Here is a 17,061-nt window from a genome sequence, read left to right as displayed (position 1 = left end):
TCTGTCTCCTTCTTCCATCCCTACAATATGGGAAGAAATTCAAGATCTAACAGGTCCTAGGTGTATGAGCGCACTATATTTAGGATATTATGTTAGATAATGGTTAATATTAAACGATTTATGAAAAAAGAGATTTTTTGATTTTGCATTTCTATAAATCTAAGCTTACTTACTGCACATAACAAAATATGTTATCAGGTTATTAAGTTTGTAATGATCTGCCATACTTTGCAGAGCATGAAATATGGCAACCATAAAATATTGGGTATGCTACAAGAACCACGGTAACTCTGGAGCAATGGATATAAAGAACAATGGCTGACCAGGACGACGTTATTTCACCCGGGATAGATCTTGGGCAAAGAATCAAGATCCTGCGTAAATCCGCTGGACTAACACAGCAGCAGGTTGCAGACGCGCTGGGGGTTTCAAGGCCGGCTATCGCTTTTTGGGAAACCGGACGGGAAGGAAGTGCCAGAAAACATATTCCCAAACTGGCGGCACTTTTTAATGTTGACCCGGAAATTTTTCTGACAGGCTATGTGCAGGAAGATATTGAGCTGGTGATTACACCGGATGAACATGATGTGATCCGCCTTTACCGTATGCTTGATCCATCTCGTAAAGTATCTGCGCAAAAGTGGTTGGAACGGCAGGCGCGGATGGCCCGGCAGGAAGACTGAATTTATCAGACAGATTTTGATATATCAGGTCACTTCTTTTCAGTGTTTATGGGCAAGAACCCTTCATAAATACTGAAAAGAAGTGACCTTGATGAAGTTGCTATTTAAAGCTGCTCTAAGGCCAGTGCTGCCGCAGAAGCGACATCGCGCCTTAAGGCTACAACATTGCCCTTCCCAGCAGGGTGAACCCGGTTTGTTAAAATAAGAATAAAGCTATCTGTTTGTGGGACCAGCCACAAAGAGGTTCCGGTAAATCCGGTATGGCCAAAAGATCCTACAGGAAAGTAATCCCCTCGTGGGGTAGAATAATGGGTATTAATGTCCCACCCCAAACCGCGTTGGTCAGTTTTACCTGCAGGTTGCTGCGGAGATGACATCATAACCAATGTTTCTGCCTTAAGCGGGAAAGGAGAAGACCGCCCGGCGCGTTTATTGAGCAACGCAATGGCGTAGCGGGTCATGTCATCCGCGCAGGAAAATAAACCTGCATGGCCTGCAATACCCCCCATTCGGCGTGTTGTGGGGTCATGCACAATACCGCGCAGAAGGTTTCCTTTTTCATCATACTGGGTGGGAGCAATTGTACTGTAAAGTGTTGGTGCCGGAGCAAAAAAGGTTCTTTTTAAGCCCAGTGGCTTGAGAATATTTTGAGTTGCATAGTCTTGTAAGGTCAGGCCAGAGAGCTTTTCTATAATTAGACCAAGCAGAATGAAGTTGATGTCACTGTAGACAAACTGTTCTCCTGCAGGATGAATGGGTGCGCAGGAAAATGCCATCTGTATAGCCGTGTTACGGCCTACCCATGGTGTTGAAAGATCCAGATCTGGCGGCAACCCGGAATAGTGGGTGAGTAACTGGCGGACAGTAATATCCTGTTTACCCTGACCGGAAAAGGCAGGAAGGTAATGGCAAACAGGAACATCCAGTTGCACTAAGTGGCGTTCATAAAGCTGCATGATGACAGGTGCCGTAATGAGCACTTTGGTAAGAGACGCCATATCAAACAGCGTATCCCATGTCATTGCTTCTGGGTGGGGCACAAGTGCGCGTTGCCCAAATACACCTTTCCAAACCACTTGGCCTTGATGACCAATGGCAGCAACAGCTCCGGGAGTTTTGTTGGTTTTGATAGCTTCCTGAAAAATCTGTTCCACTTGTGCAAAATGATTTTGTGTATCGGAGGCCATACTGTTCTTTATCGGCATGTAGAACAGGTTTGTCATACCCAACAGCAGAATACGGCGGCTAAAAGCGGAAGAGGGCATACTTGTTCTGCCTTATAATAAAATGCGGTTTGTTTAAGAGGCGACGAATCTGAATGTGATATTCAGGCGTGTTTCTCCTGTTCGGATATGTGCGCCAGAATGGATGGGTTTAACCCCATGAAAGCGTAGGCGATCAGGGCCACCCCATACCAGCACATCTCCATCTTTGAGCAGAATTTGCCGGGTAGGGTCTGATCTTTTGAGGCCACCCCATAGAAAAGTGGCTTCCAAGCCAAATGAGAGAGAAACTACAGGCTGATCCGTACACCCTTCATCGCGGTCCTGATGAAGGCCCATACGGGCGCCGGGGCTGTAAGAATTGATAAGGCAGGTATTTGGTTGAAATTGTGCAAAGCCTGCTTTCTGGGCAGCCTTGTGAGCCAAGGCTTGAAAGATAGCAGGCATATCTGGCCAAGGCTGGCCAGTAAAAGGGTTTACCTTGGTATAGCTGTAGCCTTGTGCTGTGCTGATCCACCCGAATGTGCCGCAACATGTCATGGCAACGGACATCTGCCCTCCACCCGGGGTATGCATTTTTCTAAATGGTGCTTGCTGCGCAATGTGATGAATAGCCAGCATACAGGCTTCAGCATCGTGCAAGGTAAAACCAGGCAATAATACTGCTCCGGCATCTAATTGCACATAATCTGGCCGTGTATCAGGCAAAAGAAAATCCAGTTGCGCGGGGCGATTGTCTTTCATGCTGAAAGCTCTGCGTGGAAAGTGTTTGCGGTGGTGTGCGCACTCTGGCACAGCATGCAAGGAGTATAGCAGCACCTACGTTTGAAACAGAAGGAGCAGATTCCCAGCAATGTCGGTTTCTGGTCGGGATATGATGTTTATCGGTGGCATTCCGGCTGTTATCAGCTTTAATGCCAGTAGCCGTATGTTTCGTGGGGTTTTTATAGGTCTGAACGCAGAGGTGGATTTTCTGGCGCGTTCCCCTATGGATTTGCAACCGCAGGGCGAGGCGGCTTTGCATGTGTTTTTGGAAACATGCCGCCAGCAGAATCGTTCTCCTTTGCTTGCACGGCAAGCGGGGCAAAAAGGGTATCTGCTTGAAGATATATATGCAGAGCTGGAAGAGCCTGCACGCCAGAAGGGAATAGATCTGTATCAGCTTGTGCGGGTGCAAACACAGGAATTTCAGAACACAGAAAATCGAAAAAAGAATTCAACCGTTTTTCTGAATTTTTAATAAGAACGGCTCAATTATTTAAGGAAAAAGGAAGGCTTGCTCCAAGCCTTCCCTTTTTAATATCTGTTGTGTCTCAGGCCGTTGTATTGGCCGGAATATTCTGTTTGGCGGGTGCCATTACGGACACAAGTGCAACCATGGCAATATTGATAGCCAGAGAAAGAAGGCCCGTAGAAACGTTGCCTGAAAATACCCCCAGATGAACAGGGTGAATAGGTTTCAGGCCGTCCATCCAGCATATGCCAACGCCAAAAACTGTGCCTACAGCCCATCCTGTCAGCATGGCGGCGGCAGAAAAGCGCACGCGTAATAGGCCCAGAATAAGTGCCGGGAATGTTTGTAGAATAAACACGCCCCCCAGAAGCTGGAAATCAATGGCAAACTGCGCGTTTAGGAACAATACGCAAACCAGTGCGCCAATTTTCACGATGAAAGCTGTAATACGGCTGGTACGCACCGGGTTGGCCTGTGCAGGAAGCAAATTATTGGTAACCAGATTTGCCGCGCCAATGGCCATAACGGCAGCAGGCACCAATGCGCCCACGGCAATGGCAGCAAGGCAAAAACCGGCAAACCATGCAGGAAAGACACTTTGGAACAGCATTGGCACAACCATGGATGTATTGGTGGTGTGAATGCCAGCCGCATGCGCCATAAAGCCCAACATGGCGATAAGGCCTAATACAATGGTGTACGCAGGCAAAAAGACGGCGTTCTGTTTAATGGTATCTGCCGACCGAGATGCCAAAATACCCGTAAGTGTATGTGGATATAAAAATGCAGCCAGAGCAGAAGAAAGCGCGAGCGTGGCATAAGGTAAGCTTTGCCCGGTTTTAAGCACCGTATCCGCATGTGCAGCCGTGGCGAACAGGGCGCTATAACCGCCAGTGTGCAAAGGAATAACCGTTACCGCCACCAGCACGGCAATATAGATCATAATATCCTTGATAAAGGCTGTAAGTGCCGGAGCATGTAGCCCACCCAACCATGTGTAAGCGGCTAGGGAAATAAAGGCGATAATAAGCGGTAGATCGCCCGGAAGCCCTAGAGCCTGCACCACGGTGCGGATGCCAATAAGCTGGAGCGCAATATAGGGCATAACGGCTACCAGGCCGGTTAAAGCCACCACAATCTCCAGTGCCCGGCTGTTAAAGCGTGCCTTTACAATATCAGCCGCTGTGGCGTGTCCGCCTGCACGTGCAATCTTCCAAAGCTTCGGCATAACCACAAAAATAAAGGGGTAGACAATAATGGTATAAGGCAGCGCAAAGAATCCATATGCCCCCGCAGCATATACCAGTGCTGGCACTGCAATAACGGTGTATGCTGTGTAGAAATCTCCCCCTACCAGAAACCACGTGACCCACGGTCCAAACTCTCGCCCGCCGAGAGACCATTCTTCATGGCTGTTGGCATCACGCTTGGCGTGGAACAGGCTGCGTATCCATTGTATGGAACTGCCAACCACAATGGTGGCAGCAAAAAAGAAAACAAAAACGCCAAGCGCCCAAGGGTTTATGGTATTCATGTGTTTTGTCCCTTTTTCCAGACAACCCAGATAAGGGCAGAGGTTACGGGTACCCATGCGAATTGGTACCAATAGAAAAAGGGAAAACCCCATAAAACAGGATCGTACCTGTTATACAGAGGTGTCCAAAGCAACCCCAAAAATGGCAGGGTAAGCAGGAAGTTCAGATATTTCATTACAGAAAACCCGGTCATTTTGTTTTTTTTGTTCGTGACCGGGATAAGAATGGCGATGAAAGTTACCGCCTGTCAATTATTCTGTACGTCTTTTTGGTTTGAGAAACCAAGCTGTGTCTTTTCCACTACAAATAGGTTTACTGCCTGTGGTGGAGCAGAAAAAGAACCCACTGTTTTAGCGTGTAGCGCTGTGCTTTTTATTCTGTAAAACTTGGTTCAGCTTATCGCCATATTGCCGATAGCTGCCCTCTGGCACGCAGCCCATTTCTTCCAGATCTGCCAGATCCGCACCGTGATTGATCCACATATTCACTTCGCGTGAATCAATAGAGGCCGGGATTTCACGTGGTTCATAAACGATAGGTGGATTGTCACCTTCCGCAGCACCAAAAAGCATAAAGCTATCTGGTTCTGGTGTCTTGCTGGAACTTAGGCTGATTTCACCGCAGACAACCTGCTTTTTTTCTGCATTAGGGTGCGTGGTAATGGCGCGGAAAAAGGGATGTGTATCCGGGAATCGTTTTGTCAGTGTTTTAAGGGTATTTTTTACAAAAGGAGATGCTTTTTTATCGCTACCGTCGATAACGGTTTGTGCACTCGCAGAACAGGCTAGTCCCGGCGTGCCAAGGGCAGCAAGCAACAGGCTGAATGCCAGAAAGCGTTTCATGGTTTAAGTCTTTCCTGTTCAATGGAATGTATTAAGCAATATTATACTGCACTTTCGTGTTTGAAACAGCTCTCGCCTTCCATGGCGTAATGCCGCCACAACTTAACCGGCCCCCTTGTTGAGGAGCAGGTACACCAGTGGTGGATGGCAGAGATAAAGGTAACCCATACAGGCTTCTGACTGCCAGAAAGCCAAAGCATTCGGCTTCCAGCGCATCTCCGTTCCATCCCAGAGTTTCTGCCGGAAATACGTGGCCAGAAAGGCGTTGTGCAAGCGCCTTCATAATAGCGGGGTTGTGCCGACCACCGCCACACACAAACCATGCTTTTGGCTGTTCTGGTAACGGAGTGCGGGCAATGGTTTCCGCCGTAAAGGCAACCAATGTAGCAGCTCCATCGGCCGGAGAAAGCGCAGCAATATCCTGCAAGGCAGTATGAAAGCTCAGCCTGTCGAGAGATTTAGGGGCGGGTTTGCTAAAAAATGGATGTGCCAACAACTGCTGCAGAATAGGTGCTGAAACCTTACCGCTGCATGCCAATTGCCCATCTTTATCGTAGGGAATGCCAGTATGGCGGAAAGTCCAGTCATCCAGCAGGGCATTTCCGGGGCCTGTATCACAAGCCAGAATCTCACCTTCTAAAGTCAGCAGAGTAAGATTGGCAACGCCTCCGATGTTTAGAATTGCAACGGGTCGCGGCTGATCATGCAGCAGAGCGGCATGATATAAAGGAGCTAAAGGTGCACCTTCTCCTCCAGCCTGCACATCTGCTGTGCGAAAGTCATGGATAACTGGTAAATCTGTAGCAGAAGAAAGAGCAATGGCATTGCCTATCTGCCATGTGCGTCCAGGCTGGTGCAAAATGGTCTGACCATGAAAGCCAATAATATCGGCAGGCATATCAGGTGCCATCTGGCGGAGTTGCTGTACAGCAATGGCATGCACTTCTGTCAGATCATGTTCTGCAGACAGTAACGCAGGGTCAGAAGGTGCTAGCTGGGGTGCCGCATCCAGTATGTGGCGCAGGCGTGCCCGTAACTCTGGCGTATAAGGCACGGTTAGGGCAGGGCCATGCCGCAATATACGTGTGCCATCTGTTTGTATAAGTGCGGCATCTACGCCATCAAGCGATGTGCCACTCATAAGTCCTATGGCAGTAAGAGGAGGTCGCGTCGGCATAGCGTTAATGTGCCGCGTTTATATCTAGCCCGGTACGTAACTGGCCGGTTGGCACATCCCATAATAGAATGCGGTCTTGCCCATGTTCTGTAACATGCAGGGCCAATACATTGTCCCGCACACGCGTTACGCTTAACAACTGCTCACCTGCAGGTAGCGTAGCATGTGCTGTGGGGAGACTGGCAGTTGGTGCAGCATCCGATAATGCAACAGGCGGAAGGTTAGGGGGGGCAGGCTTACTACTCATGCGATGAATGAGTACGCCAGCTAATACAACAACGCCCACCACAATCAGCACACCCATGCCGATAACGGCCACAAGTAAGGCTTTGGGTGTTTTGTATTCCTGTGGTTCTTCCATTTTAAAGAGCCGCACCTTCTGCAATATGGCGTTTCATGTTTTGTACAACGGCTGCCAGACCATCAAAAATGGCCTGTCCAATCAGAAAGTGCCCGATGTTGAGTTCTCGCAGTTCTGGCAAGCTTGCTATGGGCCCAACATTTTCAAATGTCAGACCATGCCCTGCGTGTACTTCCAGCCCAAGTGCGGCAGCTTGCGTGGCAGCAGCACGCAGGTGTTCCAGCTCTCCTACTTTCCCTTCTGCGTAAGCGCCAGTGTGGAGTTCTACCACCTGCGCACCTGTTTTGGCGGCAGCTTCTATCTGTGCGGGGGAGGGATCTATAAACAGCGAAACACGAATACCTGCTTGTGCGAGTTTTTGCACTTTAGGCGTGAGTGTTTCTAGCTGTCCTGCTACATTCAGGCCACCTTCTGTAGTCAGTTCTTCACGCCGTTCGGGCACAAGGCAACAGGCATGAGGGCGCAAACCAAGGGCTATGCCAACCATTTCTTCTGTTGCGGCCATTTCCATATTAAGAGGGGCCGCAATTTCTGCACGCAGGCGTTGCAGATCTTTATCGCGGATATGGCGCCGATCTTCACGCAGATGGGCAGTAATGCCATCAGCTCCAGCCTGAATAGCCAACAGGGCCGCAGCAACGGGGTCTGGATATGTGCCGCCACGTGCATTGCGAATGGTAGCGACATGATCAATGTTGACGCCAAGCCGGATAGCTGAAGTCATGCTGCGTTCCTTCTGTTTTGCGTAAGCTGTGCTGCCAACCGAATGGCTGCAACAAGGCTGCTTGGGTCTGCCTTGTTCTGCCCCGCAATGTCAAAGGCTGTTCCATGGTCGGGCGATGTGCGGATAATGGGCAACCCCAGCGTTACGTTGACGCCTTCTGCCATATCCAGCGTTTTGAGCGGGATCAGCCCTTGGTCATGATACATGCACAAGGCCACATCGTAACGGCTGCGGGCTGCGGGTGTGAACATAGTATCTGGCGGCATGGGACCTGTAATGTTGAGCCCTTCCTGCTGTAACGCTTTAATGGCCGGAATGATAATTTGCTGTTCCTCATGGCCCATCAAACCGTTTTCCCCGGCATGAGGGTTTAATCCGGCTACAGCAATGCGCGGGGCTTTGAGGCCAAAATCACGCCTTAGACCAGCAGCAACAGTGCGGGCTGTTTTAATAATCAGCTCTGTATTTAATTGTTCCAGCGCGTGCCGGAGGGATACATGCACAGTAACGGGCACAACCCTCAGAGATGGGCTGGCCAGCATCATCACTTCCTGCCCAGGCACATGGCATAGTTCTGCCAGGTAGCTGGTGTGCCCTGGGTGCTTGAAGCCTGCGCTTTGGATGACTTCCTTGCTGATGGGGTTGGTAATAATGGCCGAAGCTTCACCATTTTGGGCCAGTTCTACGGCCAGACGGATGCTTTCGATAACACTGGGGGCATTCTGGCGGTCTGGTTCTCCGGGGGCGGCAGGTGTTGCCAGCCGGAGGGGAAGTACAGGTATGGCGTGGGAGAAAACATCCGCTCCCTGTTCCAGATAACGCACAGCTTGCACGGGAGCATGTTGTTCCAGAAGGGCGGGATCTCCCACAAAAACAAAAGGAAGCCCGCTTTCGCGCAATATGCGCCATGCTTTTACAGTAATTTCAGGTGCAATACCTGCCGGGTCACCTTGTGTTAGAGCCAACATAGGCTTCTTCCTTCAGCGCAGGAAAATATGGATGATGTAAATAGGAAGGAAAACCTAGAAACGATCAGGCGTAAAGGTGCTGAGGAACTGATAAAGCACATTAGGTGCAAAACCATATTCCACAGCCATAACAGCATCCGGGCTGAGGGCACGATACCATGCAGGATTAAAGTGATCAGACAACACAATGGAGTTGGGGAGCGTATGCTCTGAATGAAGCAGGTTCATAAATGGTGTTAGGCTGCTGAGGTTTGGGTCTTCTGGTCTGTTCTGCAAATAGGTATCTGGATCAAAAAACAGGTGGCCTGAGCGCTTTTCTTTATCGCCAGATCGAAGGAAATGGTCATACCCATTTACAAAACCGCCGGATTGTAGATTTTGCTCTGAAATGTCCGGATAGCGCTGGAGATAATAACGCTCGGAAAACAGGTAATGTGGGGAAAACTTTTTGTATCCCCCATTGCAATAATGTTCAAAGCCGGAAACACAGGTGCCGTTTGTAATGGCCTCTGCTGCTTCGGAACAATTTACCCGGTACCATTCCTCGTTAAAATATCTGTTGGGTGAATGACCGGAGGGTGCTCCTTCTATTTTATACCATTGCTCAAGCTCCTGATCAGAAAAAGACAACAGAGCATCCATAATCGCACCATATTCTGCGCGGTACCAATTTGCATCAAAAGGATACCATAAAGCTGCGGATGCTTTACCGGGCATGGTCTGTCATCTTTCGTTTTCAGGTATGGAAATCAAGGAGCCTGAATGTTGCTTTTAGCCCACAGCGCGGCGGTTCCGCCACAATGCTGCAAAATCAATCTGCTGCATGATAACTGGCAGGAAACCTGCTTCACGGCATAGCGTGGCCAGCATGTTGCGGGCAGCGGGGTAAAGAAGTCGGGGTGCTTCTATAAGCAGCAGAGTTTCAAAGGTCTCCGCCGTTGCATGCTGCAGCGTAAAGATACCTGCATAAATCAGATTCACATCAAATAAGGGGGCAATTTCTTCCCCTTCCCGTTGTGCAGGAAGATGCCCCTGACACCGCAAGATCAACTCAACTTCAAAGTTAGGCTGGTTTTCGCCCATTTGATGAGCGCGTACATCCACAGAAATACCAAGATGAGGGCGTTCTGTTACGCGTGAATAAATGGCTGGCGCCCCAAGAACCTGAAATTCAACAGATTTGACATATTGGATTCCCATCAGAATAGACGGTGCAGGAGGTGTTTGGGATGCGCCGCTAAGTGAATCTGCAGTTTCGGTATTCATGATGGATGTCTGATCCTCAGGAGTAATGTCGCAAACAGAAATAGCTCATTATTCGGGAAAAATGAGCAAAACAATATAATCCGCATCAGCCCTACCAGATTCAGACAGTTGCGGCGAGAGGAAACACAATAAACTCTTTTCTGTTGTGGCTCTGGCAACGCTTCAGAAATGTGTGAAATATTTTATCATTCAGCCTGTGCTTGATGGTATTCAGTCGCTTGTTCTTTACGTGTGATACGGCTACGACTTGGTGTCATGATCAGGCTGATAATTGTTGTCCCATTCCTGTTGGCGCTTGTGGTGTTCAGTGCCAGTAATCAGGATCCGCTCGATATGTGGTTGCTGACATATAGCTGGAAATCTTCCGCTGGTGTGTTGGCGCTATTGGTGGCGGCTGTTGCCTTTTTGCTGGGCGCTTTCTGTTTGTGGACGGCGGAATTCAAGCAACGCCGGCGAGCACGCAAGGCAGAACAGCACGTAAAAGAGCTGGAAGCCCAGCTTGCACAGGTGCAGGCAGTATCCAGCCAGCCGGTGGCTCCTGCGCCGGTAGCTGTCGCGGTTCCTCCTGTTTCTCCGGCAAATGGAGCAGAACCACATGTCTGATACCGCAAGGCAAACAGGTTTGATTGTGGCGCTGGATACGCAGGATCCGGCACAGGCCAAGGCATGGGCGCACGCGGTGGAAGGCGTTGCGGGCGTTATCAAGCTGGGTATGGAGTTTGCTTATGCGGCAGGCTTTCAGGCTGTTGCAGATGTAGCCGGGCAGAGGCCTTTATTTCTGGATCTTAAGCTACACGACATTCCCAATACGGTTGGGGCCGCTGTAAAGGCGCTTTCCCATTTGCGCCCCCGTATGCTGACACTGCATGCTGTTGGCGGTGCAGAAATGATGAAAGCTGCGCGTAAGGCCTGCGATGAGGCTTTTCCGGCAGGGGAGCGCCCATTGCTGCTGGCTGTAACCGTGCTGACAAGTATGGATGACCATGCTTTGGCAGAAGTAGGTGTGCCAGATGATACGCGCACGCAGGTTTTGCGTTTGGCGGATCTGGCAATGAAGTCTGGCATGGATGGATTGATCTGTTCTGCTCATGAACTCAAGGCACTCCGAGAGGCTCTGGGCGATAAACCAGTTCTGGTAACGCCTGGTATTCGGCCCGCAGGAGCAGCTAAGGGTGACCAGAAACGCGTTATGACACCTGCGGAAGCACGTGCCGCCGGAGCAGACTGGATTGTAGTGGGAAGGCCCATCACACAGGCTGCAGATCCAGCAGCAGCAGCAGCAGCCATTGCTGCGGAACTGGCAGCATAAATCTGCTGCATTGTAGGTAGGGTAGGTTATGAGCGGCGTTCAGACGGGCGTAAAAATCTGTGGCATTACAGAAGAAGCCGGGCTGGAAGCCTGCATGGAATATGGTGCAGATTGGGTAGGCTTTGTTTTTTTTGAGCGCTCTCCCCGTTATATAAATGCATTGCAGGCAAAGACGCTGGCAGCCCGTGTTACAGGCAGCATCAAGAAGGTTGGGCTCTTTGTACGTCCTGACGATGCGGTTTTAGAGCGTGTGCTAGATCAGGTAGAGCTGGACATATTGCAGCTTTATACAACGCCTGAACGTGCCTTGCAGATACAAGCCAAGTTCGGGCGGCCTGTCTGGTTATCCATACCGGTTGCATCACAGACTGATTTGCCACGCCAATGCATGGCGGAACGGCTTTTGCTTGAGCCCAAGCCCCCAACGGATGCAACACGCCCTGGTGGTAATGCACAGCGGTTGAACTGGGATCTGCTGCATGGCTGGAAACCTGCTTATTCGTGGATGCTGGCAGGAGGCCTGAATCCTGAAAACGTAGGGCAAGCTGTTGCCATAACTGGGGCACCTGCAGTGGATGTGTCATCTGGTGTTGAAAGTGCGCCTGGCGTTAAGAGCCCCGATGCAATTGCGCGTTTTATCCATAATGCGCGCACTCCAGCCGTTGGTTGAGATAAAAACTTTATTTTTTCTTCTTTAGGCCTTGCCTGTTCCGAAAATTTTGCTATTACCTCTCTCGCGTCGGAGAGATGGCCGAGTGGCTTAAGGCGCACGCTTGGAAAGCGTGTGTACGTTAATAGCGTACCGAGGGTTCGAATCCCTCTCTCTCCGCCAGAATATAACCCCCTTAAAAATTTTAGTTTAAGTGCTCTGTAGAAGTTGCAGCGTTTGGTTATGCTGTTCCGTATCGGAAAGCACTTATGGTTTCCCACTCCATGCCCATTGCTTGTTGCGCGATCCAACAGAGTTCGGAATCGTCGGGATGGATTTTGTTCGCTGATAGTAGGAGAGCGAAATGGTGGTGCCTGTAATAAGGACTTTCCGCCTCCGGTTTAATTTAGTAAGCGCATATGAAATTCTAATCAGAGATTTCTGTAATGATGCGCAAAAACGGCAATATCGAGCCATCTGTTGGCAATCCTCGTAAACAGAATACTACCCAGATATTGGATGCCGCAGAAAAAGTGTTTGCCGTTCATGGTCTAAGCGGCACACGTATAGATGACATAGCCAAGGCCTGTGCATTGCCAAAGGCAAATGTTCTTTATTATTTCAATACAAAGGAAACACTTTATCAGGCGACTTTAGAGCGGTTTTTGGCGGATTGGCTAGGAGATGCCAATATTCATCTTTCCGCAAATATGAATCCGCGAGAAGGTTTGCAAAGCTACATTCAAGCTAAAATGCTATTTTCGCGACAGCGTCCAGAAGCCTCTCGCCTTTTTATGCATGAGCTTTTAGCTGGCGGTGAGCAGATACAGTCTTTCCTGCGGGAAACACTCAAGCCGCATGTAGAGGATTTGGCAGTTATATTTGCAGCATGGCATGAGAAGGGACTTATCAAGAAGATAGATCCCTTTCATTTCATGTTCATGCTTTGGGCGATGACACAATCTTACGCTGATATGCAGGTGCAATTCGCAGCCGTTTTAGGGCAAAAACGCCTTACAAAGCGCGATTTCGAAATAGGCACAGAAACGATTATGCAGTTGGTTGCCTCAATTTGTATTGATGCGGAAGAAAGGAGCTGAGCAGCGTTTGTGCGAGTATGCCAATTGCAAAACCAAAAAGGCATGAAAAGTTTCTCATACTTGCTAACGCGGGTAAGAAAATAAAAAGAGCACCACACCCTGTGCTGATAAAAAGCGAGAGCAAAGCAACAGGATTAAAGCCAGACCTATACCAGTAAATGTTTCCGTGATCTGATGAATACAAATCATCCGTAATGATGGTTTGTTTTTTTATAAGATAGTAATCACTCAGAATAATGCCTATCAGAGGCGTGATGAATGTTCCCAAAACATCAAGTGTAAGATGAATAAGTTCTGGCCGTGCGTATAAATTCCATGGTGTGAACAAAATAGCGCCTATGGCAGCAATAAGCCCTCCCTTACGCCAAGATAGAAGGTGAGGGGCCATATTAGAAAAATCAAAAGCTGCAGATACAAAGTTGGCTGAAATATTGATGCCAATAGTGGCTGTAACAATAGTGATTACACCAATAATGGCGGTTCCCAGGCTTGTGGTTCTTACGGCTGTTTCTACGGGGTCAAAAATCATATGCCCAAATACGGGAAGTGTAAGTGTTATGGTAACGAGTGTAAGACATGAGAAGGCAAGAAAATTAAAAGGTAATCCCCAAAAATTTCCACGATTTATCGATTGTATGCTGGTGCCATAGCGTGAAAAATCGCCAAAATTCAAAATGATAGGGGCAAAAAAAGCGAGTATTAAAGCCATGGCATTAATAATGCCAAAAGCATGGGTGATCAGGCTAACAGATTGATGGGGTGTAAAAATTTGGAACGAAAGATGCCAGCCAGTTTTAGAAAGCAGCCAAATATCTAATAGAGCCATCAGGCCATAAATGACGGGGCCTGCCCAATCTATAAAGTGACGTATAGCGTCCATGCCATTCCAGAACACAAGAGTTTGCAAGCCCCATATCGTAAGAAAGGCGAGCCACCCCACATAGGATAATCCGAGTAAGCCATGCTGTGTGGCATTGGCCCACGGTTCGAGAACAGGCCAGATTTTTAAGACGAGAATAACTAAAGCATTTGATGCTAACCATGTTTGGATGCCATACCACCCAACGGCTATAATTCCACGTATGAGTGCGGGAATAATGGCGCCGTACACACCAAAGGTCATACGTGCGATAACAGGGAAAGGTGCCCCTGTTTTAAAACTAGGCACAGCCATGAGGTTGCAAGCTAATTGTACAAGTAGAATAGCAAAAAGTAGGGCTGCAAATACATCGTATAATGGGAGACCTAAAGTGAATAGACTGCCAACAGTGATGTATCCTGCTACACTATGAATATCCGACATCCATAAAAACAGATAATCTTTCCATCGCCATGTGCGTGTAGCAGATGGCGCCAAGTCTTCGTTTGTTAAACGATTATCATGTGTTGCATGATGTGTTCCACCCATAATGCTTTCCTACATTACGATTCGAATCCGAAATATATTATTGACCAATTAGTCAGAATAACAATACGATTTCGATACAAAATATATTTTGTCCTTTAACGGTCAGAAAACAGAAAGGTAAGCGCCTCATGCTTCATGTTAAAGGCGGAATGCTTGTTACAGCAGAAGGCAGTAAGCGGGCGGATATTCTGTGTGGTCCAGATGGAAAAATTGCCCATGTAGCAAGCACTATAGAAACACCAACGGGGTGCGATGTTGTGGATGCGGCGGGGCTACTGGTGATACCGGGGGGCATTGACCCGCATACCCATATGGAAATGCCTTTTATGGGCACAATTGCGAGTGATGATTTTTATACCGGAACCGCTGCCGGTTTGGCCGGTGGAACAACAAGCATTATTGATTTTGTTATTCCTGATTCCAAAACATCCCTCGTGGATGCATGGAAGGCGTGGCGGCAGAAGGCACAGAAGTCTGCTGCTGATTATGGTTTCCATGTTGCGATCACGCATTGGAATGATCAGATTTACCACGACATGAAAACTCTTGTAGAGCAATGCGGGGTTAATTCATTCAAACACTTCATGGCCTACAAAAATGCATTGATGGTGGAAGATGAGGCCTTTCTGCATTCCATGCGTCGGGCAGCAGAATTGGGCGCTATTTGCACAGTGCATGCCGAAAATGGAGATGCCGTTGCTTACTTGCAGCAAGATCTATTGTCTGAAGGTCGCACAGGACCGGAAGCGCATCCAGTATCCCGCCCACCTGCAGTAGAAGGAGAGGCAGCGCACCGAGCCATTACTTTGGCTGGGTTGCTTGGTGTGCCTATTTATATAGTGCATGTTTCAACGCAGGAAGGTGTGAAAGCTATTTCAGAAGCACGATTGCGAGGGCAAGAGGTGTACGGAGAAGTGCTGCCGCAGCATTTAGTGTTTGATGAGAGCGTCTACGAAGGTTCTGATTGGTTGAAGGCGGCACAGTACGTCATGAGCCCACCGTTTAGGTCCAAACATCATCAGGTTGCCTTGTGGGGCGGTATGATGTCTGGTCAGTTACAAACTACAGCTACAGACCATTGTTGTTTTTGTGCGCCACAAAAAGAAATGGGCAAAACAGATTTCACCCGTATCCCAAATGGCACGCCTGGGATTGAGGACCGAATGAGTGTTTTATGGCATTATGGCGTTAAAACAGGAAAACTCTCGCCTGAACAGTTTGTGGCTTTAACATCTACCAATACAGCTCAAATTTTTAATATATATCCACAAAAAGGAAGTTTAGAGATCGGAGCAGATGCCGATATTGTGCTGTGGGATCCTGATGCAGAGCGTACAATTTCTGCAAAAACACATCATCAGAATGTTGATTATAATATTTATGAAGGAATGACGGTAACGGGTGTTGCCAAGAAAACAATTAGCAAAGGGCATCTTGTCTGGAATGAAGGGGATTTACGTGCGGTGCATGGGGCAGGTCAGTACATCGCACGCCAGCCAAAAAGTAGAAACATTCGCAAGCCTTTTTAACTTGCAGATTGATGTGCGGAATTTATAGAGTCTTCGTTGAAAGCAAAAGGTAAACAGGCATAGCGTTTACCTTTTGTAACGGGCCGCACAGCATGTAAAAGTGCACTGGAAAAAATAAGCGCTCCGCCAGCAGGAGGACAAAACCCTTGATTTGAAAATTCGGGAAAGGTGAGTTCACCACCTTCAAAAGTATCATTCAGATTAATGGAGATTGCAAAGAGTCTGTGCTTGGCACCTTCTACGGTGTTGTCTCTGTGTGGAGCAAAGTGTCCTTTGTGTGCGGCATCATAACAACTTACAATCATACGATCCATGCCGGTTACGGTGCATTGAAATGTTTTGCGAATTTCAGGAACAACACGTCTAATAATGCGTGCTTGTAAGCCTTTGATTAAGTTTTGATTTTTTATTTTACAATCATAACGGCGTTTAAACATCGGATCTATTTTTTCCACAGCTAATCCATCTGCATTTTTTGTAAGGAAGCCTGATGGGGTGGGTGAGTTGTAATGGTAATAATGTATGAGAGCATGACAAAAATCAGCTTCGAGAATATCAGTTAATAAAAGTGCTGGAATAGGTATATTTTGAGAAGATGACCTATTTTTCAGGTTATTTTTAATAGTTGAATATGAGATGGCATGTTGTGGTAGAACTTCTTTTATCCTCAACATTGGATCTGTTATTACACATGTAATTTTATCAATATTGATGCCAAAAATATTATGAACATTACAATCTAAGTCATAAATATAGTAAAAATTATCATTCTTTATGTCTTTGTCATCGAAGGATGTTGTAACAACAAAAATTTCTATAGGGATAGCTTTTTTTAATTCTAATAGATTCTGTAGTGTATTCATAATCTTATTTGCAAAAAGTTTTTGTATATCAGGAACAAAAACAAGAATGTTATATTTTCCTGCTGCCATATCAAAGCTGTAATACCCCCAATTTGTAGAGCACTTTTGGGTGAAAATAGGAGCGGGGTCTCCGGGAAGAATCATAGAATAACCCTCATGATGCAGAGAAAGTTTTTAATAACTTACTGGA

General features: G+C 47.8%; 20 protein-coding genes and 1 tRNA gene. 8 read left to right on the top strand and 13 right to left on the bottom strand.

Features of this window, described 5'->3' with window-relative positions:
- The first annotated feature begins 314 nt into the window (after nt 1–314).
- Nucleotides 315–683: a helix-turn-helix domain-containing protein gene (locus APA10_RS04215; RefSeq protein ID WP_003626381.1), complete on the top strand. Its 369-nt coding sequence runs from the start codon at nt 315–317 to the stop codon at nt 681–683.
- 104 nt (nt 684–787) lie between these two features.
- On the opposite strand, the gene APA10_RS04210 is transcribed toward APA10_RS04215, so the two are convergent.
- Together APA10_RS04210 and alkB are read right to left on the bottom strand one after the other, a co-directional pair.
- A complete protein-coding gene (locus tag APA10_RS04210; protein ID WP_003629318.1) occupies nt 788–1,948 on the bottom strand; it encodes a serine hydrolase domain-containing protein in 1,161 nt (386 codons plus the stop codon).
- 33 nt (nt 1,949–1,981) lie between these two features.
- Complete coding sequence (alkB, locus tag APA10_RS04205) at nt 1,982–2,650, bottom strand: DNA oxidative demethylase AlkB (RefSeq protein ID WP_003629319.1); 669 nt, start codon at nt 2,648–2,650, stop codon at nt 1,982–1,984.
- 109 nt (nt 2,651–2,759) lie between these two features.
- On the opposite strand from alkB, the gene APA10_RS04200 reads away from it, so the two are divergent.
- Nucleotides 2,760–3,146, top strand: coding sequence for a hypothetical protein (locus APA10_RS04200; RefSeq protein WP_003626388.1), 387 nt, complete (start codon nt 2,760–2,762; stop codon nt 3,144–3,146).
- Nucleotides 3,147–3,219: 73 nt separating this feature from the next.
- Here APA10_RS04200 and APA10_RS04195 read toward each other — a convergent pair whose 3' ends face one another.
- The 9 genes from APA10_RS04195 to APA10_RS04155 form a co-directional block, all read right to left on the bottom strand.
- Nucleotides 3,220–4,674, bottom strand: a complete 1,455-nt coding sequence (locus tag APA10_RS04195; RefSeq protein WP_003629321.1) for a sodium:solute symporter family protein — start codon at nt 4,672–4,674, stop codon at nt 3,220–3,222.
- Nucleotides 4,671–4,868 (bottom strand): DUF3311 domain-containing protein, encoded by a 198-nt coding sequence (locus tag APA10_RS04190; protein WP_003629323.1) that lies wholly within the window; start codon nt 4,866–4,868, stop codon nt 4,671–4,673. The genes APA10_RS04195 and APA10_RS04190 overlap by 4 nt, the downstream gene beginning before the upstream one ends.
- Before the next feature lie 157 nt (nt 4,869–5,025).
- On the bottom strand, nt 5,026–5,517 hold the full coding sequence (locus APA10_RS04185; protein ID WP_003629325.1) for a hypothetical protein: 492 nt from the start codon (nt 5,515–5,517) through the stop codon (nt 5,026–5,028).
- A gap of 31 nt (nt 5,518–5,548) precedes the next feature.
- Nucleotides 5,549–6,694 (bottom strand): anhydro-N-acetylmuramic acid kinase, encoded by a 1,146-nt coding sequence (locus APA10_RS04180; RefSeq protein ID WP_080587115.1) that lies wholly within the window; start codon nt 6,692–6,694, stop codon nt 5,549–5,551.
- Nucleotides 6,695–6,698: 4 nt separating this feature from the next.
- Entirely contained in the window at nt 6,699–7,055 is a 357-nt protein-coding gene (locus APA10_RS04175) for a DUF6476 family protein (RefSeq protein WP_003629327.1), read from the bottom strand.
- 1 nt (nt 7,056) lies between these two features.
- Nucleotides 7,057–7,779 carry a pyridoxine 5'-phosphate synthase gene (locus APA10_RS04170; protein WP_003629328.1) on the bottom strand — a complete coding sequence of 241 codons (723 nt, stop codon included), beginning with the start codon at nt 7,777–7,779 and terminating at the stop codon, nt 7,057–7,059.
- Nucleotides 7,776–8,747: a 4-hydroxythreonine-4-phosphate dehydrogenase PdxA gene (pdxA, locus tag APA10_RS04165; protein WP_003629329.1), complete on the bottom strand. Its 972-nt coding sequence runs from the start codon at nt 8,745–8,747 to the stop codon at nt 7,776–7,778. The genes APA10_RS04170 and pdxA overlap by 4 nt, the downstream gene beginning before the upstream one ends.
- Nucleotides 8,748–8,801: 54 nt before the next feature.
- Nucleotides 8,802–9,464, bottom strand: coding sequence for a hypothetical protein (locus APA10_RS04160; RefSeq protein ID WP_003629330.1), 663 nt, complete (start codon nt 9,462–9,464; stop codon nt 8,802–8,804).
- A 54-nt stretch (nt 9,465–9,518) separates the two neighbouring features.
- Nucleotides 9,519–10,013: a protein-export chaperone SecB gene (locus APA10_RS04155; protein WP_003629331.1), complete on the bottom strand. Its 495-nt coding sequence runs from the start codon at nt 10,011–10,013 to the stop codon at nt 9,519–9,521.
- A 255-nt stretch (nt 10,014–10,268) separates the two neighbouring features.
- Between APA10_RS04155 and APA10_RS04150 the strand changes: the two genes are divergently transcribed.
- From APA10_RS04150 to APA10_RS04130, 5 genes are all read left to right on the top strand, one after another.
- The gene (locus APA10_RS04150) at nt 10,269–10,616 is read left to right on the top strand and encodes a lipopolysaccharide assembly protein LapA domain-containing protein (RefSeq protein WP_003629332.1); all 348 of its coding nucleotides are present in this window, start codon (nt 10,269–10,271) and stop codon (nt 10,614–10,616) included.
- A complete protein-coding gene (gene pyrF, locus APA10_RS04145; RefSeq protein ID WP_035365781.1) occupies nt 10,609–11,322 on the top strand; it encodes an orotidine-5'-phosphate decarboxylase in 714 nt (237 codons plus the stop codon). The genes APA10_RS04150 and pyrF overlap by 8 nt, the downstream gene beginning before the upstream one ends.
- Nucleotides 11,323–11,350: 28 nt before the next feature.
- Nucleotides 11,351–11,992: a phosphoribosylanthranilate isomerase gene (locus APA10_RS04140; RefSeq protein WP_003629334.1), complete on the top strand. Its 642-nt coding sequence runs from the start codon at nt 11,351–11,353 to the stop codon at nt 11,990–11,992.
- 71 nt (nt 11,993–12,063) lie between these two features.
- A tRNA-Ser gene (locus APA10_RS04135) sits at nt 12,064–12,154 on the top strand.
- 263 nt (nt 12,155–12,417) lie between these two features.
- Complete coding sequence (locus APA10_RS04130) at nt 12,418–13,071, top strand: TetR/AcrR family transcriptional regulator (protein ID WP_003629335.1); 654 nt, start codon at nt 12,418–12,420, stop codon at nt 13,069–13,071.
- Here the strand turns inward: APA10_RS04130 and APA10_RS04125 are convergent.
- Complete coding sequence (locus APA10_RS04125) at nt 13,022–14,479, bottom strand: NCS1 family nucleobase:cation symporter-1 (RefSeq protein ID WP_003629336.1); 1,458 nt, start codon at nt 14,477–14,479, stop codon at nt 13,022–13,024. The genes APA10_RS04130 and APA10_RS04125 overlap by 50 nt on opposite strands.
- A 128-nt stretch (nt 14,480–14,607) precedes the next feature.
- On the opposite strand from APA10_RS04125, the gene hydA reads away from it, so the two are divergent.
- Nucleotides 14,608–16,008, top strand: a complete 1,401-nt coding sequence (gene hydA / locus APA10_RS04120; RefSeq protein ID WP_003629337.1) for a dihydropyrimidinase — start codon at nt 14,608–14,610, stop codon at nt 16,006–16,008.
- Here the strand turns inward: hydA and APA10_RS04115 are convergent.
- Nucleotides 16,005–17,015: a 2OG-Fe(II) oxygenase gene (locus APA10_RS04115; RefSeq protein ID WP_003629338.1), complete on the bottom strand. Its 1,011-nt coding sequence runs from the start codon at nt 17,013–17,015 to the stop codon at nt 16,005–16,007. The two genes, hydA and APA10_RS04115, sit on opposite strands and share 4 nt — an antisense overlap.
- Between the last annotated feature and the right edge of the window lie 46 nt (nt 17,016–17,061).

The sequence above is a fragment of the Acetobacter pasteurianus subsp. pasteurianus LMG 1262 = NBRC 106471 genome, from assembly GCF_000285275.1.
In the GTDB taxonomy this organism is placed as follows: Bacteria; Pseudomonadota; Alphaproteobacteria; order Acetobacterales; family Acetobacteraceae; genus Acetobacter; species Acetobacter pasteurianus.
This window is presented reverse-complemented; position numbering and strand designations above follow the sequence as displayed.

Excerpts from the sequence above, each read along its gene's own strand:
- APA10_RS04215 (WP_003626381.1), top strand. The coding sequence starts at position 315 with ATGGCTGACCAGGACGACGTTATTTCACCCGGGATAGATCTTGGGCAA.
- APA10_RS04210 (WP_003629318.1), bottom strand. The coding sequence starts at position 1,948 with ATGCCCTCTTCCGCTTTTAGCCGCCGTATTCTGCTGTTGGGTATGACA.
- alkB (WP_003629319.1), bottom strand. The coding sequence starts at position 2,650 with ATGAAAGACAATCGCCCCGCGCAACTGGATTTTCTTTTGCCTGATACA.
- APA10_RS04200 (WP_003626388.1), top strand. The coding sequence starts at position 2,760 with ATGTCGGTTTCTGGTCGGGATATGATGTTTATCGGTGGCATTCCGGCT.
- APA10_RS04195 (WP_003629321.1), bottom strand. The coding sequence starts at position 4,674 with ATGAATACCATAAACCCTTGGGCGCTTGGCGTTTTTGTTTTCTTTTTT.
- APA10_RS04190 (WP_003629323.1), bottom strand. The coding sequence starts at position 4,868 with ATGACCGGGTTTTCTGTAATGAAATATCTGAACTTCCTGCTTACCCTG.
- APA10_RS04185 (WP_003629325.1), bottom strand. The coding sequence starts at position 5,517 with ATGAAACGCTTTCTGGCATTCAGCCTGTTGCTTGCTGCCCTTGGCACG.
- APA10_RS04180 (WP_080587115.1), bottom strand. The coding sequence starts at position 6,694 with ATGCCGACGCGACCTCCTCTTACTGCCATAGGACTTATGAGTGGCACA.
- APA10_RS04175 (WP_003629327.1), bottom strand. The coding sequence starts at position 7,055 with ATGGAAGAACCACAGGAATACAAAACACCCAAAGCCTTACTTGTGGCC.
- APA10_RS04170 (WP_003629328.1), bottom strand. The coding sequence starts at position 7,779 with ATGACTTCAGCTATCCGGCTTGGCGTCAACATTGATCATGTCGCTACC.
- pdxA (WP_003629329.1), bottom strand. The coding sequence starts at position 8,747 with ATGTTGGCTCTAACACAAGGTGACCCGGCAGGTATTGCACCTGAAATT.
- APA10_RS04160 (WP_003629330.1), bottom strand. The coding sequence starts at position 9,464 with ATGCCCGGTAAAGCATCCGCAGCTTTATGGTATCCTTTTGATGCAAAT.
- APA10_RS04155 (WP_003629331.1), bottom strand. The coding sequence starts at position 10,013 with ATGAATACCGAAACTGCAGATTCACTTAGCGGCGCATCCCAAACACCT.
- APA10_RS04150 (WP_003629332.1), top strand. The coding sequence starts at position 10,269 with ATGATCAGGCTGATAATTGTTGTCCCATTCCTGTTGGCGCTTGTGGTG.
- pyrF (WP_035365781.1), top strand. The coding sequence starts at position 10,609 with ATGTCTGATACCGCAAGGCAAACAGGTTTGATTGTGGCGCTGGATACG.
- APA10_RS04140 (WP_003629334.1), top strand. The coding sequence starts at position 11,351 with ATGAGCGGCGTTCAGACGGGCGTAAAAATCTGTGGCATTACAGAAGAA.
- APA10_RS04130 (WP_003629335.1), top strand. The coding sequence starts at position 12,418 with ATGATGCGCAAAAACGGCAATATCGAGCCATCTGTTGGCAATCCTCGT.
- APA10_RS04125 (WP_003629336.1), bottom strand. The coding sequence starts at position 14,479 with ATGGGTGGAACACATCATGCAACACATGATAATCGTTTAACAAACGAA.
- hydA (WP_003629337.1), top strand. The coding sequence starts at position 14,608 with ATGCTTCATGTTAAAGGCGGAATGCTTGTTACAGCAGAAGGCAGTAAG.
- APA10_RS04115 (WP_003629338.1), bottom strand. The coding sequence starts at position 17,015 with ATGATTCTTCCCGGAGACCCCGCTCCTATTTTCACCCAAAAGTGCTCT.